20 protein-coding genes are annotated in these 20,128 nt (G+C 68.3%); 11 read left to right on the forward strand and 9 right to left on the reverse strand.

The window, feature by feature from the left end; translation table 11 throughout:
- Positions 1–21 precede the first annotated feature (21 nt).
- From infB to typA, 4 genes are all read left to right on the forward strand, one after another.
- Positions 22–2,871 carry a translation initiation factor IF-2 gene (gene infB, locus AX018_RS03825; RefSeq protein ID WP_111875982.1) on the forward strand — a complete coding sequence of 950 codons (2,850 nt, stop codon included), beginning with the start codon at positions 22–24 and terminating at the stop codon, positions 2,869–2,871.
- Between the two features lie 167 nt (positions 2,872–3,038).
- The gene (gene rbfA / locus AX018_RS03830) at positions 3,039–3,410 is read left to right on the forward strand and encodes a 30S ribosome-binding factor RbfA (protein ID WP_111875983.1); all 372 of its coding nucleotides are present in this window, start codon (positions 3,039–3,041) and stop codon (positions 3,408–3,410) included.
- A 1-nt stretch (position 3,411) separates the two neighbouring features.
- A complete protein-coding gene (gene truB / locus AX018_RS03835) occupies positions 3,412–4,407 on the forward strand; it encodes a tRNA pseudouridine(55) synthase TruB (RefSeq protein ID WP_111875984.1) in 996 nt (331 codons plus the stop codon).
- Positions 4,404–6,233, forward strand: a complete 1,830-nt coding sequence (gene typA, locus AX018_RS03840; RefSeq protein WP_111875985.1) for a translational GTPase TypA — start codon at positions 4,404–4,406, stop codon at positions 6,231–6,233. Before truB ends, typA begins: the two co-directional genes overlap by 4 nt.
- A 115-nt stretch (positions 6,234–6,348) precedes the next feature.
- On the opposite strand, the gene AX018_RS03845 is transcribed toward typA, so the two are convergent.
- Positions 6,349–7,908, reverse strand: a complete 1,560-nt coding sequence (locus AX018_RS03845) for a TerC family protein (protein ID WP_111875986.1) — start codon at positions 7,906–7,908, stop codon at positions 6,349–6,351.
- Between the two features lie 259 nt (positions 7,909–8,167).
- Here AX018_RS03845 and AX018_RS03850 point away from each other — a divergent pair, with 259 nt between their 5' ends.
- Entirely contained in the window at positions 8,168–9,259 is a 1,092-nt protein-coding gene (locus tag AX018_RS03850; protein ID WP_111875987.1) for an enoyl-CoA hydratase/isomerase family protein, read from the forward strand.
- A 24-nt stretch (positions 9,260–9,283) separates the two neighbouring features.
- On the opposite strand, the gene AX018_RS03855 is transcribed toward AX018_RS03850, so the two are convergent.
- The 4 genes from AX018_RS03855 to smpB all read right to left on the reverse strand — a co-directional run bounded on the left by AX018_RS03855 (position 9,284) and on the right by smpB (position 11,689).
- Positions 9,284–10,126, reverse strand: a complete 843-nt coding sequence (locus AX018_RS03855; protein WP_111875988.1) for an anti-sigma factor family protein — start codon at positions 10,124–10,126, stop codon at positions 9,284–9,286.
- Between the two features lie 23 nt (positions 10,127–10,149).
- Positions 10,150–10,701 (reverse strand): RNA polymerase sigma factor, encoded by a 552-nt coding sequence (locus AX018_RS03860; RefSeq protein WP_111875989.1) that lies wholly within the window; start codon positions 10,699–10,701, stop codon positions 10,150–10,152.
- Positions 10,702–10,735: 34 nt separating this feature from the next.
- Complete coding sequence (locus AX018_RS03865) at positions 10,736–11,119, reverse strand: COG4315 family predicted lipoprotein (RefSeq protein ID WP_111876012.1); 384 nt, start codon at positions 11,117–11,119, stop codon at positions 10,736–10,738.
- A 96-nt stretch (positions 11,120–11,215) separates the two neighbouring features.
- Positions 11,216–11,689 (reverse strand): SsrA-binding protein SmpB, encoded by a 474-nt coding sequence (gene smpB, locus AX018_RS03870; RefSeq protein WP_111875990.1) that lies wholly within the window; start codon positions 11,687–11,689, stop codon positions 11,216–11,218.
- Positions 11,690–11,879: 190 nt separating this feature from the next.
- Between smpB and AX018_RS03875 the strand changes: the two genes are divergently transcribed.
- Both AX018_RS03875 and AX018_RS03880 read left to right on the forward strand, forming a co-directional pair.
- A complete protein-coding gene (locus tag AX018_RS03875; protein ID WP_111875991.1) occupies positions 11,880–12,320 on the forward strand; it encodes a type II toxin-antitoxin system RatA family toxin in 441 nt (146 codons plus the stop codon).
- The gene (locus AX018_RS03880; RefSeq protein ID WP_111875992.1) at positions 12,313–12,651 is read left to right on the forward strand and encodes an RnfH family protein; all 339 of its coding nucleotides are present in this window, start codon (positions 12,313–12,315) and stop codon (positions 12,649–12,651) included. Before AX018_RS03875 ends, AX018_RS03880 begins: the two co-directional genes overlap by 8 nt.
- 103 nt (positions 12,652–12,754) lie before the next feature.
- Here AX018_RS03880 and AX018_RS03885 read toward each other — a convergent pair whose 3' ends face one another.
- Positions 12,755–13,267, reverse strand: a complete 513-nt coding sequence (locus tag AX018_RS03885) for a DUF4124 domain-containing protein (protein WP_111875993.1) — start codon at positions 13,265–13,267, stop codon at positions 12,755–12,757.
- A 109-nt stretch (positions 13,268–13,376) separates the two neighbouring features.
- Between AX018_RS03885 and guaB the strand changes: the two genes are divergently transcribed.
- The 4 genes from guaB to guaA all read left to right on the forward strand — a co-directional run bounded on the left by guaB (position 13,377) and on the right by guaA (position 17,465).
- Positions 13,377–14,846 (forward strand): IMP dehydrogenase, encoded by a 1,470-nt coding sequence (gene guaB / locus AX018_RS03890; RefSeq protein WP_111875994.1) that lies wholly within the window; start codon positions 13,377–13,379, stop codon positions 14,844–14,846.
- A gap of 259 nt (positions 14,847–15,105) precedes the next feature.
- Positions 15,106–15,369, forward strand: coding sequence for a type II toxin-antitoxin system Phd/YefM family antitoxin (locus AX018_RS03900; RefSeq protein WP_111875995.1), 264 nt, complete (start codon positions 15,106–15,108; stop codon positions 15,367–15,369).
- Complete coding sequence (locus AX018_RS03905; RefSeq protein ID WP_111875996.1) at positions 15,366–15,800, forward strand: type II toxin-antitoxin system VapC family toxin; 435 nt, start codon at positions 15,366–15,368, stop codon at positions 15,798–15,800. Before AX018_RS03900 ends, AX018_RS03905 begins: the two co-directional genes overlap by 4 nt.
- Positions 15,801–15,845: 45 nt before the next feature.
- Positions 15,846–17,465 (forward strand): glutamine-hydrolyzing GMP synthase, encoded by a 1,620-nt coding sequence (gene guaA / locus AX018_RS03910; RefSeq protein ID WP_111875997.1) that lies wholly within the window; start codon positions 15,846–15,848, stop codon positions 17,463–17,465.
- A gap of 419 nt (positions 17,466–17,884) precedes the next feature.
- Here the strand turns inward: guaA and AX018_RS03920 are convergent, their stop codons facing one another.
- The 3 genes from AX018_RS03920 to AX018_RS03930 form a co-directional block, all read right to left on the reverse strand.
- Positions 17,885–18,988, reverse strand: a complete 1,104-nt coding sequence (locus AX018_RS03920; RefSeq protein ID WP_111875999.1) for an ATP-binding protein — start codon at positions 18,986–18,988, stop codon at positions 17,885–17,887.
- Complete coding sequence (locus tag AX018_RS03925; RefSeq protein ID WP_111876000.1) at positions 18,985–19,719, reverse strand: response regulator; 735 nt, start codon at positions 19,717–19,719, stop codon at positions 18,985–18,987. The genes AX018_RS03920 and AX018_RS03925 overlap by 4 nt, the downstream gene beginning before the upstream one ends.
- A gap of 82 nt (positions 19,720–19,801) precedes the next feature.
- A partial coding sequence (locus tag AX018_RS03930; RefSeq protein ID WP_146749212.1) for a transposase occupies positions 19,802–20,128 on the reverse strand: 327 nt, incomplete at its 5' end.

Raw genomic sequence — 20,128 nt, forward strand, 5'->3', positions numbered from 1 at the left:
CAGGGGAGGTACGAACCGAATATGTCCAGTAACACTGTCGCCGAGTTCGCCAACGAACTCAAGAAATCGCCGGAAACCCTGATCGACCAGCTCAAGTCCGCTGGCGTGGCCAAGGCCGCTCCGACCGACGCGCTCACCGAATCGGACAAGCAGAAGCTGCTTGCATTCCTGCAGGCCAGCCATGGAACGGCCACCGGGGATCGCAAGAAGATCACGCTGACCAAGAAGTCCACCAGCGAGATCAAGCAGGCCGATGCCACCGGCAAGGCCCGCACGATCCAGGTGGAAGTGCGCAAGAAGCGCACCTTCATCAAGCGCGACGACGTGGCCGATGCCTCGGGCGAAGGGCAGGGTGTGTCCATGGACGATGCCCAGGCCGACATCTCCGCCGAGGACCAGGATCTGGCCCGCCGCGAGGAAGAGGCGCGCCATCAGGTCGAGCTGCTCCGCCGCCAGGAAGAGGAGTTGAGCGCCAAGCGCCTCGAACGCGAGGCGCGCGAGCGCCGCGAACGCGAGGCCGAGGAGCGCGCAGCCGCCTACGCCGCGCAGCAGGCCGGCAAGAAGGCCCAGGAATCCGCCGAACGGGCGGAGGCATCCCGCGAGGCTGCGGCCGAAGCCGCGGCCCGTGCCACCGCGCAGTCCGAGGCCCGGGCGAAGGCCGAGGCCGAGTCCAAGGCGCGTGCCGCCGAGGAAACCGCGCGTGCCGTCGATCTGGACGAGCGCCGCCGCAAGGCCCTCGCCGAGGCCGAGGCCATCCGCGCCATGATGGCCGCGCCCAAGAAGGTGCTCGTGGCCAAGAAGCCCGAGGAGCCCAAGCCCGCGCCCAAGCCCACCACGACCGCCGACCCCAAGAAGGGCACGCTGCACAAGCCTGCGGCCACTCCCGCCGCGGCGCGCGCTCCGGCGGGCGCGCCTGCCGGCGGCTTGGGCAAGGAAGTCAAGTCGGCCAAGCTCTCGTCGAGCTGGGCGGGCGATCCGGCCAAGAAGAAGGAAATCAAGACCCGTGGCGACGCCAGCGGCGGCGTGGGCCGCAACAACTGGCGCAGCGGCCCGCGCGGCCGCCGCGGTGATCGCGACGACCATCCGCACCAGCAGGCGGCGGCGGTCGAGGCGCGCATCATCGAAGTGCACGTGCCCGAGACCATCACCGTGGCCGAGCTGGCGCACAAGATGTCGATCAAGGCCTCCGAGGTCATCAAGTCGCTGATGAAGATGGGCCAGATGGTCACCATCAACCAGCCGCTGGACCAGGAAACGGCCATGATCGTGGTCGAGGAAATGGGCCACAAGGCCGTCGTGGCTGCGCTGGACGACCCCGAGGCGTTCACCGACGAGGACGTGTCCGGCCAGCAGGCCGAGGCACTGCCGCGCGCTCCCGTGGTCACCGTCATGGGCCACGTGGACCACGGCAAGACCTCGCTGCTGGACTACATCCGCCGCTCCAAGGTGGCGGCGGGCGAGGCCGGCGGCATCACGCAGCACATCGGCGCCTACCACGTCGAGACGCCGCGCGGCATGGTGTCGTTCCTCGATACCCCCGGCCACGAGGCCTTCACGGCCATGCGTGCCCGCGGCGCGCAGGCCACCGACATCGTCATCCTGGTGGTGGCGGCCGACGACGGCGTGATGCCGCAGACGAAGGAAGCCATCAAGCACGCCAAGGCGGCGAAGGTGCCCATCGTCGTGGCCATCACCAAGGCCGACAAGCCCGATGCCAACCCCGACCGCGTCAAGCAGGAGCTGGTGGTCGAGGAAGTGGTGCCCGAAGAGTACGGCGGCGATTCGCCCTTCGTGCCCGTGTCCTCCAAGACCGGCATGGGCATCGACGACCTGCTGGAGCAGGTGCTGCTGCAGGCCGAGGTGCTGGAGCTCAAGGCCCCCGTGGACGCGCTGGCCAAGGGCCTCGTGATCGAAGCGCAGCTCGACAAGGGCCGCGGCCCCGTGGCGACGGTGCTGGTGCAGTCCGGCACGCTCAAGGTGGGCGACGTGGTGCTCGCGGGCCAGACTTCCGGCCGTGTGCGCGCCATGCTCGACGAGAACGGCAAGGCCACCAAGTCCGCCGGCCCCTCCATCCCGGTGGAGATCCAGGGTCTGTCCGACGTGCCCCAGGCCGGCGACGAGTTCATGGTGCTCTCCGACGAGCGCCGTGCCCGCGAGATCGCGACCTACCGCGCCGGCAAGTTCCGCAACACCAAGCTGGCCAAGCAGCAGGCGGCGAAGCTGGAGAACGTGTTCGCCGACATGACGGCGGGCGAGGTGCAGAACCTGCCCATCATCATCAAGGCCGACGTCCAGGGCTCGCAGGAAGCGCTGGCGGCCTCGCTGCTCAAGCTCTCGACCAACGAGATCAAGGTCCAGCTCGTGTATGCGGGCGTGGGCGGCATCAGCGAGAGCGACGTGAACCTGGCCATCGCCTCCAAGGCGATCGTGATCGGCTTCAACGTGCGTGCCGACGCCGGCGCGCGCAAGACGGCCGAGGCCAACGACGTCGATCTGCACTACTACAACATCATCTACGACGCGGTGGATGAGCTGAAGGCGGCCATGTCCGGCATGCTGGCGCCCGAACAGCGCGAGGAATCCATCGGCACGGCCGAGATCCGCACGGTGTTCGTGGCCTCCAAGATCGGCACCGTGGCGGGCTCCTACGTCACCTCGGGCCAGGTCACGCGCGGCTGCCGGTTCCGCCTGCTGCGCGAGAACGTGGTCATCTACACCGGCGAAGTCGAATCGGTGCGCCGCCTCAAGGACGATGTCAAGGAAGTCAAGGAAGGCTTCGAGTGCGGTATCAAGCTCAAGAACTACAGCGACATCAAGGAAGGTGATCAGCTGGAGCTCTTCGAGATCAAGGAAATCGCAAGGACCTTGTGATGCACCCCCTGAGTCGCTTCGCGCCTTCCCCCTCCAGGGGGACGACGCCCGTGGCCCGGCGAAGCCGGTTCCACGGCGTCTGCTGGCATGGCCTGCTCCGCGGCCCTTCGAGGGATGCGGACAGGGTGCTGGCGAGGTGCGTCGGCTCTGCGGAGGCTTGAGACCCTATGGCAGCCAAAAAATCCTCCTCCACGCCCAACCGGGGCTTCAAGGTCGCGGACCAGATCCAGCGCGACCTGACCGAGCTGATCCGCGAGTTGAAGGACCCGCGCATCGGCATGGTCACGCTGCAGGGCGTTGAAGTGACGCCCGACTACGCGCACGCGAAGGTGTTCTTCAGCGTGCTCGTCGGCGATACCGATGCGACGCAGGAGGCGCTGAACCAGGCCGCGGGCTTTTTGCGCAACGGCCTTTTCAAGCGCCTGCACATCCACACCGTTCCCACGCTGCACTTCATGTTCGACCGCACCACCGAGCGCGCGGCCGACATGAACGCGCTCATCGCGCAGGCCGTGGCCTCGCGTTCCAAAGAAGACTGACGTGACCCAAGCGCCACGCACACGGGTGCAGCGGCGCCCTGTGCACGGGGTGCTGCTGCTCGACAAGCCGCTGGGACTGTCCAGCAACGATGCGCTGCAGAAAGCCAAGTGGCTGCTGCGGGCGGAGAAGGCCGGCCATACGGGCACGCTCGATCCGCTGGCATCGGGCGTGCTGCCGCTGTGCTTCGGCGCGGCCACCAAATTCAGCCAGCTCCAGCTCGATGCGCCCAAGACCTACGAGGCCGTGGCGTTGCTGGGCGTGACCACCACCACCGGCGATGCCGAGGGCGAGGTGGTGGAGCGCCGCGGCGTGGACCCGCAGCAGCTCGCGCCTGAGCGCCTCGCCGAGGTGCAGCGGCAGTTCACCGGGCCGATCCGGCAGGTGCCGCCGATGCACAGCGCGCTCAAGAAGGACGGCAAGGCGCTCTACGAATATGCCCGCGCGGGCATCGCCGTGGAGCGCGAGCCGCGCGATGTGGTGATCCATGCACTGGATCTGGCCCTTGTCGCCGGAAACATTGAACAACCTGCTATCAAAATGGTAGTGACGTGCAGCAAGGGCACGTACATCCGCACGCTGGGCGAGGACATCGGCGCCGCGCTGGGCTGGGGCGCGCACCTCACCTTCCTGCGCCGCATCGACACGGGCGGCCTGGGGGTGGAGCGCTGCGTGACGCTGGCGGCGCTCGAAGCGATGGACGAGGCCGCGCGCCTCGCCTGCGTGCAGCCGGTGGAGACGCTGCTGGCACGGCACGTGCCTGTCACGCTCGATGCGGACAATGCGGCGCGGTTCCTCTCCGGCGTGCGCCGCCGCGGGCCCTGGCCCGACGCGCCGCAGGTGGCCGTGTTCGGCGCCGCGCCCCGCGCGCTGCTGGGCGTGGCCCACGCCGTAGGCGGCGAACTGGTGCCCGAGCGGCTCCTGAGCCCGCTGGAGATCGGTCAGATTCTGGAAAACAACACGCCGCGGGCAGAGCGCGGCACATTGGAAGCACTATGAGCAAACAAATCCGCAACATCGCCATCATCGCCCACGTCGACCATGGCAAGACCACCATGGTGGACCAGCTGCTGCGGCAGTCGGGCACCTTCGCCGACCACGAGAAGGTCGTCGATACCGTGATGGACAACAACGCCATCGAACGCGAGCGCGGTATCACCATCCTGGCCAAGAACTGTGCCGTGAGCTGGGAAGGCACCCACATCAACATCGTCGACACCCCGGGCCACGCGGACTTCGGCGGCGAGGTGGAGCGCGCGCTGTCCATGGTGGACAGCGTGGTGCTGCTGATCGATGCGCAGGAAGGCCCGATGCCCCAGACGCGCTTCGTGACCAAGAAGGCCCTGGCCCTGGGCCTGCGCCCCATCCTGGTGGTGAACAAGGTGGACAAGCCCGGCGCCAACCCCGACAAGGTGGTGAACGCCGCGTTCGACCTGTTCGACAAGCTGGGCGCGACCGATGAGCAGCTCGATTTCCCCGTGGTGTATGCCTCGGGCATCAACGGCTGGACCTCGCTCGAAGAGGGCGCGCCGGGCGAGCAGTGGGGCCCCGACATGTCGGCGCTCTTCAACACCATCCTGAAGCACGTGCCGGCCAACTCCGGCGACCCGAAGGCACCGCTGCAGCTGCAGATCTCCGCGCTGGACTTCTCGACCTTCGTGGGCCGCATCGGCGTGGGCCGCATCAGCCAGGGCACGATCAAGCCCGGGCAGGACGTGCTGGTGATGGAAGGCCCGGATGGCAAGTCCGCCAAGGGCCGCATCAACCAGGTGCTGACCTTCCAGGGCCTGGACCGCATGCAGACGCCCGAGGCCGGCCCGGGCGACATCGTGCTGATCAACGGCATCGAGGACATCGGCATCGGCGTGACCGTGACCGACCCCGCCAGCCCCTCGCCGCTGCCGATGCTGCGCGTGGACGAGCCCACGCTGACGATGAATTTCTGCGTGAACACCTCGCCCCTGGCCGGCCGTGAAGGCAAGTTCGTGACCAGCCGCCAGCTGTGGGACCGCCTGCAGAAAGAGCTGCAGCACAACGTGGCCCTGCGCGTGAAGGAAACCGACGAGGACGGCATCTTCGAAGTGGCCGGCCGCGGCGAACTGCACCTGACCATCCTGCTGGAAAACATGCGCCGCGAAGGCTACGAACTGGCCGTGTCCAAGCCGCGCGTGGTGTTCCGCGACATCGACGGCGTGCGCAACGAACCGATCGAGCTGGTCACGGCCGACATCGAGGAAGGCCACCAGGGCGGCGTGATGCAGGCCCTGGGCGAGCGCAAGGGCGAGCTGGTCAACATGGAACCCGATGGCCGCGGCCGCGTGCGCCTGGAATACCGCATTCCTGCGCGCGGCCTGATCGGCTTCACCAACGAATTCCTGAACCTCACGCGCGGTTCGGGCCTGATCAGCAACATCTTCGACAGCTACGAGCCGCACCGCGGCGAGATCGCCAGCCGCAAGAACGGCGTGCTGATCTCGATGGACGACGGCGAAATCTTCACCTACGCCCTGGGCAAGCTCGATGACCGCGGCCGCATGTTCGTGAAGGCGAACGATCCGGTGTACGAAGGCATGATCGTCGGCATTCACAGCCGCGACAACGACCTGGTGGTGAACGCCACGCGCACCAAGCAGCTCACCAACTTCCGCGTGAGCGGCAAGGAAGACGCGATCAAGATCACGCCCCCGATCGAGCTCACGCTCGAATACGGCGTGGAGTTCATCGAGGACGACGAGCTGGTCGAGATCACCCCGAAGAGCATCCGCCTGCGCAAGCGCTTCCTGAAGGAGCACGAGCGCAAGCGCGCGAGCCGCGAAGGCGCGTGACGCCGACGGGCCGCGAGGCCCGGGCGGCACAACACCCCGCCGCCAACCCTTGACGACGCGCCCTTCGGGGCGCGTTGCCGTTAGATCGTGAACACGTTCTTAGGGCGTCCGCGTTTCACCCGCCCGGCGGATGCTGGGGCGCAGCGTCCCGGCGCACGTCCACGCGGGTGATGCGACGCTCCTGCACCGCCACGACCTCGAAGCGCAGGCTGCCGAGCACCGCGGTCCGCCCGGGCGCGGGCAGCTCGCCGAAGTGTTCGAGCAGCAGGCCCGCCAGCGTGCTGGCGTCGTGCGCGCCGTGCGCCAGCCCGTCCACGCGCAGGGCGCGCTCCAGCGTATGCAGGTCCACCAGGCCGTCCACCAGCCAGTGCTCGGGGCCCACGGGCTGCACCGAGAGCGCCTCGCCCGTGTCGGGAAACTCGCCGGCGATGGCTTCCAGCACGTCCATCGGCGTGACCAGCCCGAGGATGGTGCCGTACTCGTCGCTCACCAGGGCCAGGTGGTTGCGCGAGCGGCGCAGGCTCTCCATGAGCCGGATGACGCTCACCGTCTCGGGCACGACCAGGGGCGGCTGCAGGCTCTTGTGGCGGTTGATGGTGCCGTGCCCGATGAGGTCGGCCATGAGGTCCTTCGCGCGGCCGATGCCGATCACCGCGTCCAGCCCGCCGCGCTCGCACACGGGAAACAGGCCGTGCGGCTGCGCCTGCAGCTGGCGATAGAGCGAGGCCTTGTCCTGGCTGATGTCGAGCCAGTCCACGTCCGCGCGCGGCGTCATGACCGAGAGCACGGAGCGGTCCGCCAGCGAGAGCACGCCGCTCACCATGCTGCGCTCCTCCTGGCCGAACGCGGGGGCCGGTGCCGGCCCCTCGGGGCCGTGCGCGGAATCCGGGCCCGCGCCGTGCCCGCCCAGCAGCCGCAGCACGGCACGCGCCGTGCGCTCGCGCAGCGGCAGGCGTGCGGCATGCCGGGCGATGTTGCGCAGCCTCCACTGGTTGAAGCCCTCGACCAGGATCGAGAAGCCGATGGCGGCATAGAGGTAGCCCTTGGGCAGGTGAAAGCCCATGCCCTCGGCCACGAGGCCGAGCCCGATCATGAGCAGGAAGCTCAGGCACAGCACCACCACCGTGGGGTGACGGTTCACGAAGGCGGTGAGCGCGCGCGAGGTCAGCATCATCACGGCCATGGCGATCACCACGGCCGCCATCATCACGGGCAGGTGGTCCACCATGCCCACCGCGGTGATGATCGAGTCGAGCGAGAAGACGGCGTCCAGCGCCACGATCTGCACCAGGACCGTGCCGAAGGCCGCATGCCCCCCGCGCCGGGGCCCGGCATGCTCCACGCCCTCCAGGCGTTCATGCAACTCGGTGGTGGCCTTCCAGAGCAGGAACAGGCCGCCGGCCAGCAGGATCATGTCCCGCCCCGAGAGCGAGAGTTGCCCCCATTCGACGATGGGGGCGGTAAGCCGCACGAGGTGCGCCATCGCGGCCAGCAGACCCAGCCGCATGAGCAGCGCGAGCGACAGCCCCACGACGCGCGCGCGCTCGCGCTGGTGCGGCGGCAGCTTGTCGGCCAGGATCGCGATGAAGATGAGGTTGTCGATGCCCAGCACGATCTCCAGCACCACCAGCGTGAGCAAGCCGGCCCAGACGGAAGGATCGCTCAGCCATTCCATGGCGCATCCTGCAGGGGGGCGGGCGCTGCGGCGCGCGGGCAGGGGGCGCTGCCAGGGGCCGTCGTCGTGGCCGGAGGGTGGGTGGGGAAGCGGGAGGGGTGCGGTGCCACGGGAGGAAGGGGCATGCCCGGGGATTCTAGGGAGCGGCTTTCGCCTGTCTTGTAGGAGGCCGGGCACAAAGCATGCCTCGGGCACAATCGCCGCGGGCCGCTGTGGGGCCCGAGACATGCCATTCCAAGAACACCAGGAGACCCCCGAAATGGATGCAACGCAACGCGACGTGCTGACCGAAGTGCGCGGACACGTGGGCTTCATCACGCTCAACCGCCCGCGCGCGCTGAACGCGCTGTCGCTCGGCATGGTGCGCGACCTCATGGCCGCGCTGCTGCGCTGGCAGGCCGATCCCGGGGTGCGGGCCGTGGCCATCCGGGGCAGCAACAAGGAGGGGCCGTTCGGCGCCTTCTGCGCGGGCGGCGACATCCGCTTCCTGCACCAGGCCGGCAGCACGGGCAACCCGCAGCTGGAGGACTTCTTCACCGAGGAATACGCCCTCAACCACCTCATCCACCACTTCGGCAAGCCCTACATCGCCTTCATGGACGGCATCGTCATGGGCGGCGGCATGGGCATCAGCCAGGGCGCCACCGTGCGCATCGTGACCGAGCGCACGCGCATGGCCATGCCGGAGACGGCGATCGGGCTCTTCCCCGACGTGGGCGGCGGCTACTTCCTCTCGCGCTGCCCGGGGCGCGCGGGCGAGTGGCTGGCCCTCACGGGCGAGACCATCGGCGCGGGCGACGCCGTGGCGCTGGGGCTGGCCGACGGCTGCCTGCCCGCGCACCGGCAGGCCGAGTTGTGGGAGGCGCTGGGCGCGCGCGCGATCGGGGACGGCGCGGGCCTGGAGGATTGGATTGCTACTCATTTTGTAGCAACAAACGCAGATTCCGCGGCGACATGGGCGCAAATCGATGCTGTATTTGCCCTGGAGAGCGTTCCGGCGATCATCCAGGCGCTCGAATCCTCCGCAGGCGACTGGGAGCGCGCCACGGCCGCCACGCTGCGCAAGCGCTCGCCCCTCATGCTCCACGTGGTGCTGGAGCAGATCCGCCGGGCGCGCGGCCTGGGGCTGGCGGACGACCTGCGCATGGAGCGCGACATGGTGCGCCACTGCTTCCACCTGCGGCCCGGACGCAGCGAGACCGTGGAGGGCATCCGCGCGCTGGCGGTGGACAAGGACCATGCGCCGCGCTGGAGCCCGGAGCGCATCGAGGACGTGACCCCGGAGCAGTGGCGGCCGTTTTTCGACAGCCCCTGGCCGGCGCACGCCCATCCGCTGGCCGGGCTCGGCTGAGGCCGGACCGAGGGCCGGCAGGCCTCAAAGCTGCGGATGCACCGCCGTCGCGAGCGCCAGCAGCGCCTCGCGCGGCAGCGGCCCGCTCAGCGCATAGCCGAAGCCGCCGTCCACCCAGTAAAAGCAGGGCACCGGCCCGTCGGCTTCGTACCGGAATGCGGTCTCGCCCGTGCCGGTGCCCTCCAGCGCGCCCAGGTACAGCGTGATGCGCTGGCCCGCGCCGTTCTGGTACATGAACTGCGCGCGGGCGCCGCTGCCGCTGCCCGGGTCGCCGGGCAGGAGCCGCCCGCCCACCAGCTCATAGCCCTGCGCCTGAAGCCCGGGCACCTTTAGGGGGCGCCCCAGCCGCTTGGACAGCCACTGCACCAGATGCTCCTGCTGCGCCGCGCCCACCTCCACCGGGTGGCGCTGCTCGGGCTGGTACACCGCGTGGGCGGCGGCGGCCTGCAGCGCGAAGCGCTGCGGCGGGGTGTCCGCGCGGGCCAGCGGCGCGGGCGAGGGTCGCGGCGCCGAGGCGCCGTGCAGCGTCCAGCCCAGCCCGAAGGTCAGCGCCAGCGACGCGGCCAGGCCTGCATGGCGCCATGCCTGCGCGCGCCGGCGCCGCCCGGCCTGCCACTCATCGGCGATGCGCCGCAGCTCCGGCGGAACGGGGGCCTCTTCCCAGGCCGCGTGCAACTGGCGCAGTTGCGCGCGCTGGCTCTCCCAGGCCTGCGCGCGCTCGCGGGCGCCGTCGTCCCGGGCCAGCCGCTCGCGCAGTGCCTGTGCGGCCTCCGGCGTTGCGTGGCCATCGACCAGCGCGTGCAGGTCGTCGTCGCGGAGGCCGTGCGCGTCGGAGGAGGGGGGGGGCGTCGTGCGGGGGGCGGTCATGGCGGAAGGCGGTGAAGGGGCCGTCACTTGAGGCGCCGCAGCGGTGGTGTTTCGGGCGGAGAGGGCGAGGCCTGCGCACAAGCCGCGGGCCGTGGCGCGCCGGCGCGGGGCTCCTGCGGGGCCTGCATCAGCTCGCGCAGCCGGCTGCGGGCGCGCGAAAGCCGCGACATCACGGTGCCCACCGGCACCCGCAGCACGCGGGCCGCGGTGGCGTAGTCCATGTCCTCCAGGGTCACGAGCAGCAGCACGGCGCGCTGGTCCGCCGGCAGCCGCTGCAGGCAGCGGTCCAGGTCGATGGCATCGTCCGTCAGGGCGGGTGGGGCCTGGAGCTCGTCCTGCACCGCCTCCAGATCGAGCGGCGGCTGCGAGGGCAGGGCGCGCAGCTGGTTCAGGTAGAGGTGGTGCATGAGGGTGAAGAGCCAGGCGCGCAGATCGGTGCCTGGCCGCCACAGCAGCCACTTGCGGCAGGCGCGCTCCAGCGTGTCCTGCACCAGGTCGTCCGCCGCCCACGCATGGCCCGTGAGCGCCCGCGCATAGCGCCGCAGGCCCGGCAGGTGCGGCGCGATGTCGTCCATGCGGCGGGCCCGGTGGCGCGGTGGCCGGTGCGGATCAGGGCTTGGCCAGGCGCCAGACCTGGTTGACGCCGTCGCCCGTGCGGTCGCCGGGGCGGGTGTCCTTCACCCAGTAGTAGAGCGGCTTGCCCTTGTAGGCCAGTTGGCTGGAGCCGTCGTCGCGCCGCACGGCGCTGAAATCGCCCGAGGGCGCGGCATCGCCGGCCATCAGCGGCGGCCAGTTGACGGCGCACTGGCCGTTGCAGACCGACTTGCCGCCGCCGGCGGGGTCGCGGTCGAAGGTATAGAGGCTCATGCCGTTCGGGCCCACGAGCGCGCCGTCTTTCGCGGCGACACCGCCGGGCATGCCCGAGTAGGCGGCGCAGCCGGCGAGCACCACGGCCAGTGCGGACGCGGCGAGGAAGGGGATCGGTCGGGTCATCGGTGATTGCTCCTGGTGTGCGGGCATGCGCGACATGCGGCCCACGATGGAATGAACACCGGGCGCGGCGGGTTTATTCCGCGCCTTCGAAAAAAATCAGCGGTTGCGGCTTTTCATCACGCGCTCCACCTCGCGCTTGCCCTCGCGCTCCTTGATGGTGTCGCGCTTGTCGTGCTCGGCCTTGCCCTTGGCCAGCGCGATCTCGCACTTCACGAAACTGTTCTTCCAGTGGAGGTTGAGCGGCACCAGGGTGTAGCCCTTCTGCTCGACCTTGCCGATGAGCCGGCGGATCTCTTCCTTGTGCAGCAGCAGCTTCTTGGTGCGGGCCGCTTCCGGGCTCACGTGGGTCGAGGCCGTCTTGAGCGGCTGGATCTGGCAGCCGATGAGGAACAGCTCGCCCTCGCGGATCACGACGTAGCCGTCGGTCAGCTGCGCCTTGCCCTGGCGCAGCGCCTTGACCTCCCAGCCGTGCAGCACCACCCCCGCCTCGTGGCGTTCCTCGAAAAAGTAATTGAAGGCCGCCTTCTTGTTGTCGGCGATGCGGGACGGGGTCTCGGGTTTTTTGGCCATGGGTGATTAGATGCGGCGCATGGGGGAGTTTGAAAGCCCTCCCTACAATCGGTCGATCGTCCCGCGCGCCGGGTCCGGATTCTAGTGCGCCGTCCCGCAAATCACTTGCAGCCATGGCGGCATTGCGAATCCGCGCGATAGCGCCCGCCGTCTCTTTGCCGGGGGGGCGCCCGACATTCCCGCTCACTCCATGAAAAACGTCAACAAGTCCGTCCTGATCTGGTACAGCCCCGAGGAGATGTTCTCCCTGGTCACCGACGTGGTCCAGTACCCGAAGTTCCTCCCGTGGTGCGACCATGCCCGGGTGCTGGAGCAGGACGAGCACGGCATGACGGCCGAGGTCGGCATCGCCTTCAGCGGACTGCGCAAGTCCTTCGTCACGCGCAACACCCACGAGCCCGGGCGGCGCGTGCAGATGCGGCTCGTGAAGGGGCCGTTCTCGCAGCTCGACGGCGACTGGCGCTTCCATCCCGTGGGCGACGGCAGCCAGCGCGCCTGCAAGGTCGAGCTGCAGCTCAATTACGGATTCGACAACTTCGCGCTGGCCACGCTCGTGGGGCCGGTGTTCGACCGCATCGCCGGCAGCATGGTGGACGCGTTCATCCAGCGCGCGGAGCAGGTCTATGGCTGAAGAGGGGCCTTCCGGCACCATCGAGGTCACGGTGGCCTGGTCCCCCGGGCCGCGCGAGGTCCGCGAGGTGCCCTTGTGCCTGCCCGCCGGCGCCACGGTGGGCGATGCCCTGCGGGCCTGCGGCGGCCCTGCCGACGGCTCGGCGCCCTGCGGCATCTGGGGTCGGGCCGCAGGGCTGGAGCAGGTGCTGAAGGAGGGCGATCGGGTCGAGTGGTACCGCCCCTTGCTCGTGGACCCGAAGAAGGCGCGGCGCGAGCGTTTCGCCCGCCAGGGTGCACGCGCCACGGGGCTTTTCGCCGCACGGCGGCCCGGCGCGAAGGCCGGCTATTGATCTGACATCCGCCCTGGCCCGGGTAGCCGGGGTGGCCTGGCGTTCATGGAGGGTGGCGCTGCCCTGAGTCCGTCTTGCAAGCGCCGCTGTGGAATCCCGTGGGTCAGCGCGGGCAGTCCGAGGCGATCGCGGCGTCCGCGCGGCGGATTTCCGCATTGCGCGCCGCATCGTCCATGAAACCCCGTTCACCCTGCGCATTGACGGAGCTCAGCAACTGGCCCGAGGTCATGGTGGCCTTCTGCTGGCGTGCGCGCTGGCAGTTCTCGGTGCGGGCCTTGGCCTGCCGCTCTTCGTCGGCCTTCTTGCGTGCGGCCTCGGCGGCATCCGCCTGGGCCTTGCGCTGCTCCAGTTCCTTGTCCGTGCCCGACAGCCGGGGCGCGCTGGCGGCCGAGGCAGCCGCAGTGGCGGCTGGGGCGGTCCCGGCATCGGCTGGCGCGGCCTGCGCGCGCTGCGTGCCGCCGGGCTGCTTGAGGATGCTCTTGGCCGGCACATCCGCCGGCGGCGGGCGGTCGCTGAAGACCTTGCGTCCGTCCTTGTCGAGCCATTGCCATTGCGCCGAAGCCCCGAGCGCCCAGGAGCAGGCGCAGGCGAGCACGAGAAGTCGGTGGAATTTCATGCAGGCAAGTGTAGCGGGGGGCTTTCGCGTGCGCCATCGCGGCCCGAGCCCCTGTGGCGCGGCAAGCGCATGGCCGGCGGGTACAATCTTTCTTTTGGAGCGAAACTTCATGCGCCTTCTTGGAAAAGCGCTCACCTTCGACGATGTGTTGCTGGTGCCGGCGTACTCCCAGGTCCTGCCCAAGGACACGTCCCTCGCGACGCAACTCTCCCGCAATATCTCCCTCAACCTCCCCCTCGTGTCCGCCGCCATGGACACCGTGACCGAGGCGCGTCTGGCCATCGCCATCGCGCAGGAAGGGGGCATCGGCATCGTTCACAAGAACCTCACTCCCCAGGAGCAGGCCGCCCACGTGGCCAAGGTCAAGCGCTACGAATCGGGCGTGGTGCGCGATCCGGTGGTGATCACCCCTGAGCACACGGTGCTGCAGGTGCTGCAGCTGTCCGAGCAGCTCGGCATCTCGGGCTTCCCCGTGTGCGACGCGGGCAAGGTCGTCGGCATCGTCACGGGCCGCGACCTGCGCTTCGAGACGCGCTACGACGTCAAGGTGCGCGACATCATGACGCCGCGCGAGAGGCTGGTCACCGTGAAGGAGGGCGCCACGCCCTCCGAGGCCAAGGCGCTGCTCAACAAGCACAAGCTCGAACGCCTGCTCGTCATCAACGACGCCTTCGAGCTCAAGGGCCTCATCACCGTCAAGGACATCACCAAGCAGACCAGCTTCCCCAACGCCGCGCGCGATGCCTCCGGCCGCCTGCGCGTGGGCGCGGCCGTCGGCGTGGGCGCGGGCACCGAGGAGCGCGTCGAGGCGCTGGTCAAGGCCGGCGTCGATGCCATCGTGGTGGACACCGCCCACGGCCACAGCAAGGGCGTGATCGACCGCGTGCGCTGGGTCAAGCAGAACTACCCGCAGGTGGACGTCATCGGCGGCAACATCGCCACGGGCGCGGCGGCGCTTGCACTGATCGAGGCGGGCGCGGACGGCGTCAAGGTCGGTATCGGCCCCGGCTCCATCTGCACGACGCGCATCGTCGCGGGCGTGGGCGTGCCGCAGATCATGGCCATCGACAGCGTGGCCACGGCGCTCAAGGGCACGGGAGTGCCGCTGATCGCCGATGGCGGCATCCGCTACTCCGGCGACATCGCCAAGGCCCTGGCCGCAGGCGCCAGCACCGTGATGATGGGCGGCATGTTCGCCGGCACGGAAGAAGCGCCCGGCGAGGTCATCCTCTTCCAGGGCCGCAGCTACAAGAGCTACCGCGGCATGGGCTCCATCGGCGCCATGCAGCAGGGCTCGGCCGACCGCTACTTCCAGGAATCCAGCACCGGCAACCCCAATGCCGACAAACTGGTGCCCGAAGGCATCGAAGGCCGCGTGCCCTACAAGGGCTCGATGGTCTCCATCGTGTTCCAGATGGCCGGCGGCGTGCGCGCGGCCATGGGCTATTGCGGCTGCGCGACGATCGAGGAAATGAACAACAAGGCCGAGTTCGTCGAGATCACCACGGCCGGCATCCGCGAAAGCCACGTGCACGACGTGCAGATCACCAAGGAAGCGCCGAACTACCGCGCTGATTAAGGGCGCAACCCCCTGAGGCGCTGCGCGCCTTCCCCCTTCTCTCGAATGGCTGCGCCATTCGGGAAGGGGGACGCAGCCGGTGCGGCGGGGCGGCCCCTGCACGGCTGCTCTGGCATTGGGCCGTTGGGGCTTTTGCACCGCTACCGATAGCAAGCGTTGCGTTCATTTCTGGTCTGATTGCCAGATTCTGGTCGGTTTGATAAAGTCTGGTCTGAATTTTGATTCAGGCCAGACTTTTCTTTTTTCCGTGCAATTTTCCATGCAGACCGTTGGCATCTACGAAGCCAAGACCCGCTTTTCCGCGCTCATCGAGCTTGTGGAGCTGGGCGAGGAAGTGCGCATCACCCGCCATGGCAAGGAGGTCGTGCGCATGCTGCCCGTGCGGCGGCGCCCCGTGATCACCGACGAGCAGATCGCGCGGGAGCTGGGCCAGATCGACGCATTGCACGCCACCATACGCGCCGCAGGCAGCGAAGCCACGGTGCCCGTTCTGCGCCGCCGTGGCCGGAGCGCCGCCGCATGACAGCCTTCGTCCTCGATGCCTCCGTGACGGCCGCGTGGCTGCTGCCCGAGGCGGCGAATGAGCACACGCGGCGCCTCTATGCCCGCATCCGCCGCGACGAGGTGGAGCCCCAGGCGCCCAATCTCTGGCAGTGGGAATGCGGCAACCTCATTGCAAGCGGCGTGCACAGCGGCCGCATCCCCGAGGGTTCCGTCGAGGGGCTGTGGAGCGTGCTCGACGCCATCCGCCACCGCGTGGAGCTGCACGAGCTCGCGCCCGCGCAGCACAAGGCCGTGCTGGACGTGGCGCTCGATGCCGGCCTGCCGGTCTATGACGCGGCCTACCTGTGGCTTGCGCGGTCGCTGCGCCTGCCGCTCGCCACCTTCGATGCCGCCCAGGCCGCTGTGGCCGGGCGCTGTGGCGTGGCGCTGCTCGACCTCTCCACGCTCTGATTTCCAACGCCTCTCGCCTCCTTTTTCCTCCCTTTCACGACCACCATGCAACACCAGAAGATCCTCATCCTCGACTTCGGCTCCCAGGTCACCCAGCTCATCGCCCGCCGCGTGCGCGAGGCGCATGTGTACTGCGAGGTGCACCCCTGCGACGTGGGCGACGAATGGGTGCGCCAGTACGCCGCCGACGGCTCGCTCAAGGGCGTGATCCTGTCGGGAAGCCACGCCAGCGTGTACGAGGACACCACCGACCGGGCCCCGCAGGCCGTGTTCGATCTGGGCGTGCCCGTTCTGGGCATCTGCTACGGCATGCAGACCATGGCGCAGCAGCTCGGCGGCAAGGTGGAAGGCGGCCACAAGCGCGAATTCGGCTATGCCGAGGTGCGTGCCCATGGCCACACCGCGCTGCTCAAGGACATCGCCGACTTCACCACGGCCGAAGGCCACGGCATGCTCAAGGTCTGGATGAGCCATGGCGACAAGGTGGCCGAGATGCCCCCGGGCTTCAAGCTCATGGCCTCGACGCCGAGCTGCCCCATCGCCGGCATGGCCGACGAGGCGCGCCGCTTCTATGCCGTGCAGTTCCACCCGGAAGTCACCCACACCGTGCAGGGCCGCGCGCTGCTGGAGCGCTTCGTGCTGGGCATCTGCGGCGTGCAGCCCGACTGGGTCATGAAGGACCACATCGCCGAGGCCGTCGAATCGATCCGCGCGCAGGTGGGCGACGAGGAAGTGATCCTGGGCCTCTCCGGCGGGGTCGATTCCAGCGTGGCTGCCGCGCTGATCCACCGCGCCATCGGCGACCAACTCACCTGCGTGTTCGTGGACCATGGCCTGCTGCGCCTCAATGAAGGCGACATGGTCATGGACATGTTCGCCGGCAAGCTGCACGCCAAGGTCGTGCGCGTGGACGCCAGCGACCTCTTCCTGCGCGAGTTGGCCGGCGTGAGCGACCCCGAGCAGAAGCGCAAGATCATCGGCCGCCTGTTCGTCGATGTGTTCAAGGCCGAGGCCGCCAAGCTCACGGCCTCCGGCGCAGCCAAGAAGGGCGCGACCTTCCTGGCCCAGGGCACCATCTACCCCGATGTGATCGAGTCCGGCGGCGCCAAGAGCAAGAAGGCCGTCACCATCAAGAGCCACCACAACGTCGGCGGCCTGCCCGAGCAACTGGGCCTGAAGCTGCTGGAGCCGCTGCGTGACCTGTTCAAGGACGAAGTGCGCGAACTCGGCGTGGCCCTGGGCCTACCGCACGACATGGTCTACCGCCACCCGTTCCCCGGCCCGGGCCTGGGCGTGCGCATCCTGGGCGAGGTGAAGAAGGAGTACGCCGACCTGCTGCGCCGCGCCGACGCGATCTTCATCGAGGAGCTGCGCAACCACGTGGATGAGGCCACCGGCAAGACCTGGTACGACCTCACCAGCCAAGCCTTCACCGTGTTCCTGCCGGTCAAGAGCGTGGGCGTGATGGGTGACGGCCGCACCTACGACTATGTGGTCGCCCTGCGTGCCGTGCAGACCAGCGACTTCATGACCGCCGACTGGGCCGAGCTGCCGTACGCGCTGCTCAAGAAGGTGTCGGGGCGCATCATCAATGAGGTGCGTGGCATCAATCGCGTGACCTATGACGTGTCGAGCAAGCCGCCGGCGACGATCGAGTGGGAGTGAAACCAGGTCCTTCGGGGACTATCACCAGTTATCGAAAAACTGTCGTAACGTGTTGATTTAAATGAAGATACGTCACGGCAGTTACCGGTGGGCATCGTCGGCCAGCAGAACAGGTTGGCGGTGGAGCTGGCGGTAAGAACCGAAGGCCGGATGAAGACCGTCCCGTTCACTGTCCAGACCGAAACCGTCTTTGACGGTCAAGGTCTCTTCGGGAAAGCTTGCTTGATGCGGCTTCCCCGGCATCAGCAGGTCTCCTGGCCCCTGACGGTAAAAGCCGTCACGAACGGGAGGCTTGGCAGACCGGGGCGTCCATATACGCTCTGAGTGCATCGGCGGCGAGATGGACGTATCTACTGCCGGGTTTCGCAGTCCGGGGGCGATGGTGCTCCTGCTCTGCCTGTGGGCGCGCTATCCAGCGTTCAATCAGCCGCCTGCCCGGCGGCGTTCGCCCCCGGTTCTCCGATGGCCCCGGCCCAGGCCAGCTCGAACAGGGAGCCACCGCGCGCCGTTGGGCGACAGCTTGCCTGGCCGCGGTGCGCATGGGCAATTGCCGCCACTACGGCCAATCCGAGTCCAGTTCCCTTGTGATCGGTCTCCGCTTGTGCTGCAGGGTTGCGGCGGAACGCGGTGAAGACCTGGGATGCAAACTCCTCCGGGATGCCAGGACCTTCATCCTCCACCCTGAGGAGAACGTTGGTGCCATCTATGTGGGTCCGGATGATCACGTCTCCTGCTACGGCGTGCCTGCGGACGTTCTCGATCAGTGCGAGCAGGGCCTGGCGGATGCGCATGGGGTCGCAACGCACCGGGCCCGCCTGCAGGTCCAGCACGGCCCGCTGTCCTGCAGAGCGGAGTGCTGCATCGCAGAATGCGACCACGTCCCGGATCTCTTCATCCAGGTTGGCTTCCCGGATGTGGAGGTCGAGGTGACCGCTTTCGGCGAGGCCCACGACGCGCAGATCCTCGATCAGCCGCGTCAGCCCATCGACCTGGGTCAACAGCGTCTGGAACAGGGCTTCTTCCGGCTCGAACACCCCTTCGGCCAGCCCCTGCAGGCGCCCGCGAAGGATGGTCACGGGCGTGCGCAGTTCGTGGGCAATGGCCGCGTTCCAGAACGTCTGCTCCTGCGTCATGCGCTGGAGCTTCTCCGCGAGCAGGTTGAAGTCATCGGCCAGCAACGCTGCTTCGCCCAGGGAGCGATCTCCTGCATCCGCCCGTGCCGCGAGGTCGCCTTGCGCCACCCGGCGGATGCTGTCCGCGACGGAGTTCAGGGGCACCAGGATGCGTTTGGACAGATTGATGGCCACGACGACGGCCAGCGCAAGGCCAGCCATGGTCGTTCCGATCATCCAGAGCAGTTCGGGTACCGTAGGGACCAGGCTTTCGTCCGAGAAGTTCTCGGGCCAGTAGGTTTTCCAAAGAAAGTAGAAGGCGTAGGACGTCAGCAGCACGAGCAGGCTCACGCTGAACGCGATCGCCATCATGGACCGTGCGATCTGCCGGCTCAGGCCCTCCAGTTTCACTTCGCACCCCAGAGCTTGTAGCCCACGCCGCGGATGCCTGTCGGTATGCCCTCGACGCCCAGTTCCTCGAGCTTCTTGCGCAGCTTGCTGATGTGGCTGTCCACTGTCCGCTCCAGGGTGTCGCCCTCCGGCAGGCAGTTGACCAGCAGCTCGGCCCGGCTGAAGACACGCCTTGGTGCTTTCACCAACTGGGCCAGCAGCTTGAACTCGGTGAGCGTGAGAAGCAGCCTGTGGCGCTGGTTGCCAGTCTCCACGAACGCCTCATGGTGGTCCAGGTCGACTTCCAGCGGATTGGCGCGCAGCACGCGCGGTTCCGGGTTGCCGCAGGACCGGGAGCGGCGCAGCACCGCCAGCACGCGTGCCACGACCTCTGCCGCATTGAAAGGCTTGACCACGTAGTCGTCCGCGCCGATGCGCAGGCCTGTGAGCTTGTCGATGTCCTGGTCCATTGCCGTCAGCATGATGACCGGCGTGTCGCCGCGGTGGCGGATCTCCGCCAGCACCTGCCAGCCGTCGGTCTGCGGCATCTGCACGTCCAGCAGCACCAAGTCGGGTTTCAGGGTGAGATGGAGTTCCAGTGCCCGGCGCCCGTCTGCCGCGTGCACGGTACGCAGGCCGCCGCGGTTCAGGTAGGCCGTCAGGATGGTCGCGATCTCTGGCTCATCTTCGGCGATGAGGACGAGCGCCTGAACGCCTGCAGCGTTCCCGGTCGCTTGAGGCGTGGTGGGCATGTCGATGAATGGTGATGTCTTCAGGTATCCATCGTATCTCCACACAGGCTCGTCCGAATCCCGGCACGGTCTTAGAACGTGTTTACGATCTTCTGAGTAGCAGAGCCAGAAACGCCAAGTGGACGAACTGTAAGCTGGTGTTGAGCCATCGCTCACAGTTCTTCCATAGCCGCCGGTTCTTGTCCAGCCAAGCAAAGCTGCGCTCAACCACCCAGCGCTTGGGCATGACCTTGAAGGTGTGCAACTCGCTTCTCTTGGCGATCTGCACCGTCACATGCTCACCCAGGATGTCCTTGACGCCTTGCGCGAAGGGCTCGCCTGTGTAACCGCTGTCCGTCAGCACACTTTGCACCCGCCCCAGCGAGCGCTTGCAGCGCTTGAAGGCCGCAAGCGCTCCCTTGCGATCAGT

Origin of the sequence: Paracidovorax anthurii (genome assembly GCF_003269065.1) — a bacterium.
GTDB lineage: Bacteria > Pseudomonadota > Gammaproteobacteria > Burkholderiales > Burkholderiaceae_C > Paracidovorax > Paracidovorax anthurii.